At 56.9% G+C, this 3449-nt stretch carries 5 protein-coding genes; 3 read left to right on the top strand and 2 right to left on the bottom strand.

The annotated features are described in order from the left end of the window. On the top strand, window positions 1-245 hold a 245-nt coding region (locus AC1DW2_RS43500; RefSeq protein WP_477009173.1), incomplete at its 5' end, for a hypothetical protein. A gap of 19 nt (window positions 246-264) precedes the next feature. Here the strand turns inward: AC1DW2_RS43500 and AC1DW2_RS43495 are convergent. Next, on the bottom strand, window positions 265-582 hold the full coding sequence (locus AC1DW2_RS43495) for a hypothetical protein (RefSeq protein ID WP_283016729.1): 318 nt from the start codon (window positions 580-582) through the stop codon (window positions 265-267). Window positions 583-685: 103 nt separating this feature from the next. Between AC1DW2_RS43495 and AC1DW2_RS43490 the strand changes: the two genes are divergently transcribed. Both AC1DW2_RS43490 and AC1DW2_RS43485 read left to right on the top strand, forming a co-directional pair. Then, window positions 686-1057, top strand: coding sequence for a hypothetical protein (locus AC1DW2_RS43490; RefSeq protein ID WP_283016728.1), 372 nt, complete (start codon window positions 686-688; stop codon window positions 1055-1057). Window positions 1058-1436: 379 nt separating this feature from the next. Next, entirely contained in the window at window positions 1437-1808 is a 372-nt protein-coding gene (locus AC1DW2_RS43485; RefSeq protein ID WP_283016727.1) for an SPW repeat protein, read from the top strand. Between the two features lie 291 nt (window positions 1809-2099). On the opposite strand, the gene AC1DW2_RS43480 is transcribed toward AC1DW2_RS43485, so the two are convergent. Further along, window positions 2100-3086, bottom strand: a complete 987-nt coding sequence (locus tag AC1DW2_RS43480) for an ABC transporter substrate-binding protein (RefSeq protein ID WP_283016726.1) — start codon at window positions 3084-3086, stop codon at window positions 2100-2102. Between the last annotated feature and the right edge of the window lie 363 nt (window positions 3087-3449).

The following is a 3449-nucleotide window of genomic DNA, read 5'->3' as shown; positions in this document are numbered from 1 at the left end:
CCTTCATTCTGTGGCTACGAGAACCATCCTCGTTTTGGGTCCGTGTCGTTGTCGCCGGGTTGCTCATCCTAGGAGGCGTCTTCAGCTTTCTGCCTATCTTCGGCCTCTGGATGCTGCCTCTAGGCCTTCTTCTGATCGCACAGGACATCCCTATTCTACAGAAGCCTCTTCTCATGGCTTTGAGGTGGATCGAGGCCAAGTGGGAGCAGCTGAGAGCGCTCTTTAAGAAGAAACCATCACGCTGATAGACTTGATCCGGCACGCTTACTCGATCGCAGCGTCACCCGATATCCGGACGCCAAACACCCGCGCGACCTGCGTATCGGTGCCGCGTAAGTCACCTTGCCGCGCGGTGAAAAACCGCGCGACGATGAGTAGCATTGCTTTTTTGATCGCACAGTTCGTTCTTTTTCGAGAGCAGATCTTATCGATCGTGGGTGCGCTCTCGCGAGAGGCCAGCACATGATTGAGCTTTGGAACAAGTGGTACGGGACCTTGGCCTCTGTCGAGGCGCTGGCAGCCGTCATCGTTATTGCCGTGGTGACCGCTGGCATTCTTACGCTGATTGAGAGTCAGCGGCATAGGACAAAACATTGATGGGGGAGACGTCGGAAAACGATCAGCTAGACCAGAGTAGTTCAGCAGGTCAGTGGCGCTAAAAAATGCACCTATGCAGGAGGATCAAATGATCCTTTCTCGTGCAAGTTGGACAAACAGGAATGCTTCTTGGCGGCAAGCATTTTGCACATGCGCGGTGTTGAGCATACTGGTCGCAGCTCCTGCATTCTTGATGATACTCCTGCTGGATTCCCAGCTCGTCTTACCAGCGCTCAGTATTCTATTTTTCTCAGACGCGATGATCACTGCGCTCTTGGCTTGGGCAAAGTCGGGAAATGCGACATTAGAAAATGTAACGCTATGGGATGTTGCCGGAGCATTGACCATGATGGGTTGTGCCGCAGCGATCCTTGGCGAACCAGATCAAGTGGCACTGCTTTTCGAGCAACCGGTCGGACAACATTCGGACGCGGCTCTAAGCGATTGCACTAGCCCCTGATAAACCGGCGACGTTAGGGCCCCGTTTCCTGGTGGCAGTATCGGTCGAACCGATCCAATAGACGTATACGATCTCGCTTGCAGCTGCCCATTCCCCTGACGCGGGGACATGACCCGTGCCTGATTATTTCGATACGGATGTCCTTAGCGTATTCTTGCAGATCGTTCTGATCGACCTTCGCTGATGGGCCAGGACAGGAAGAGGCTCGTGCACTGCAACAAACTGCATCGCTGTTCGATCACGTCGGCGCGGCCGAGCAGCGACAGCGGCAGGCGCGGCAGGTACACCGCTCCCTTGCCATTATGCCGCGGGCCGCGATGGAACCGGCGCGGCGATCATACGGTTGATTTGACATGGAAAACCTCCAATGGAGGGTGTCATGCAGAATTGGCTAGAGAATTGGACGAACGCAAAATTTTGTGACGTCGCGAACCTGATCCTCGGCGCGTTTCTCTTCGTTTCGCCCTGGATATTCGGTTTCGATGCCGGGACGGTCTCTCAAAACGCCTATATCACCGGTATCGCCATCGCGATCCTTGCGATCGCGGCACTGGCGGCATTCGCGGTGTGGGAGGAGTGGCTGAACCTCATCGTCGGCTTGTGGGCGTTCGTATCGCCCTGGGTATTGGGTTTCCAGGGAACCACCGCGATGACGGTGCATGTGATCATCGGCGCGGCGGTCGCGATCCTGGCAGCGATCGAGCTCTGGATGATGTCCCAGATCCCGCCGCGGCTGACCAGCGGCAGGTGAGAGCTGAGGTCGTTTGGCTCGTGGCATAGCTTCGCCGTTACCGGCAAAACCATGTCCTGGCAACACGGTCGGAGTCGTTGCTTCAGGGCATAGACGGACGAAACCTCGGTGTGTCGAGGGAGGCCGCGGATATGTGGCAGGCGCTCGGCTTATCGCCGGTGGCACCTGACAACTATTGCCTGCAGCGGCTCGCGTCGTGCAAGCGGTCGGATGTCCGGGGTGGGTCAAAATGCGAAGAATAAGCGGACCTCGTGGAGCGATGCCGCCACTTCGCCGAAGGGCCAAACGCAGTCATTCCATGACTTCATCAGCGCGAGACACGACGATGGGAGGAATTTCGAGATCAATCGCCTTTGCAGCCTTCAAATTGATGACGAAGCGGAATTGGGTCGGCTGCTGCACCGGAAGTTCAGCCGGATTTGCTCCCTTGAGAATTTTATCGACGTAGCGCGCCGCATTCCGGAACATGGCGCTCCAGACTGGCCCATATGACATGACTGCGCCGGCATCCAAAAACAGATCAGCGGGGGCCATGGTCGCGATGCGGTAGGCACGCCCGAGTTGCGCGAGCCGCTTTCGCTCGTTGTAGAACATCGCGTTCTGGGTGATGATGATCGCATCGAATTTTTCCGCCGCAATCTGCTCTATTACGGGCTGAAGCTGTTCGGGGTGTTTGGCTTCGAATGCTTTGATGACGAGTCCTAGCTTCTGAGCGCTGGGTAGAAGTTCGGAGGCCTGCCGCTCGCCGTCGTAGGGATTATAGGGATTGACCAGGAGCGCAATGCGCGAGGCCGCAGGAATGACCTCCCTCACCACTTCGAGCCGCTTAACCGCAAGATCGAAGCCCATCGAGGAGAGACCGGTGATATTGCCGCCGGGGCGTGACAGGCTGGCAACCAGCTTCAGACCTATGGGATCGGGGTTGGCCACTAGCACAATGGGGATGAGCGACGTCGCCCGTTGAGCTGCCAGCGCCGCTGGGATGGAGCCGGCCACGATCACATTGACCTTTGCGTCGACCAATTCGGTCGCCATGCGATCGAAAAGCTCTTTCTGCTCCGCCGGAAACCGCTCCTCGAATTTGATTGTCTTGCCTTCGATGTAGCCTAGGTCAGCAAAACCTGCCCGCAACGGGGTCGCAAAATCCTTCTCTTCTTCCGCACTCCCGGCGTGCCAGAGGACGCCCACGACTGGGACAGAGCCTGCTGGCTGCGCAATGCCGAATGACGGGTGCAAAAGGAGCCCGGCAATCCCGACAAGAAATTCCCGCCGTCTCATCTCATCCCCAAAAGCCTCAGAGGGGCCACATCGTAAGGATTCCAATCGGGATTTTGGAAGGGCGAAAGTTGACTTTGCGCCGCAACATTCGATGTGCACTAGGTCGCAGTTGGGTCACAAGCCGCCGATCACGCTCAAGATGGCGACTTCCGCTTTGCGTTGGTAATCCGACCTTTTATGATGGGGTGGACGCCCCGCCGACGGCATCGATGTGCCAAAGTGGAGGTGTTTAGCACCACTTAAGGGAGGCGTCCGTGTCGGAGGTTAGCATAATCGGTCTGGATATCGCCAAGCATGTTTTCCACGCTCATGGAGCGGACAGGAAAGGGCGAGCTATATTCAGCAAACGGATCAGCCGAGGAA

This window comes from Bradyrhizobium sp. P3_C3 (assembly GCF_056402655.1).
This window is presented reverse-complemented; position numbering and strand designations above follow the sequence as displayed.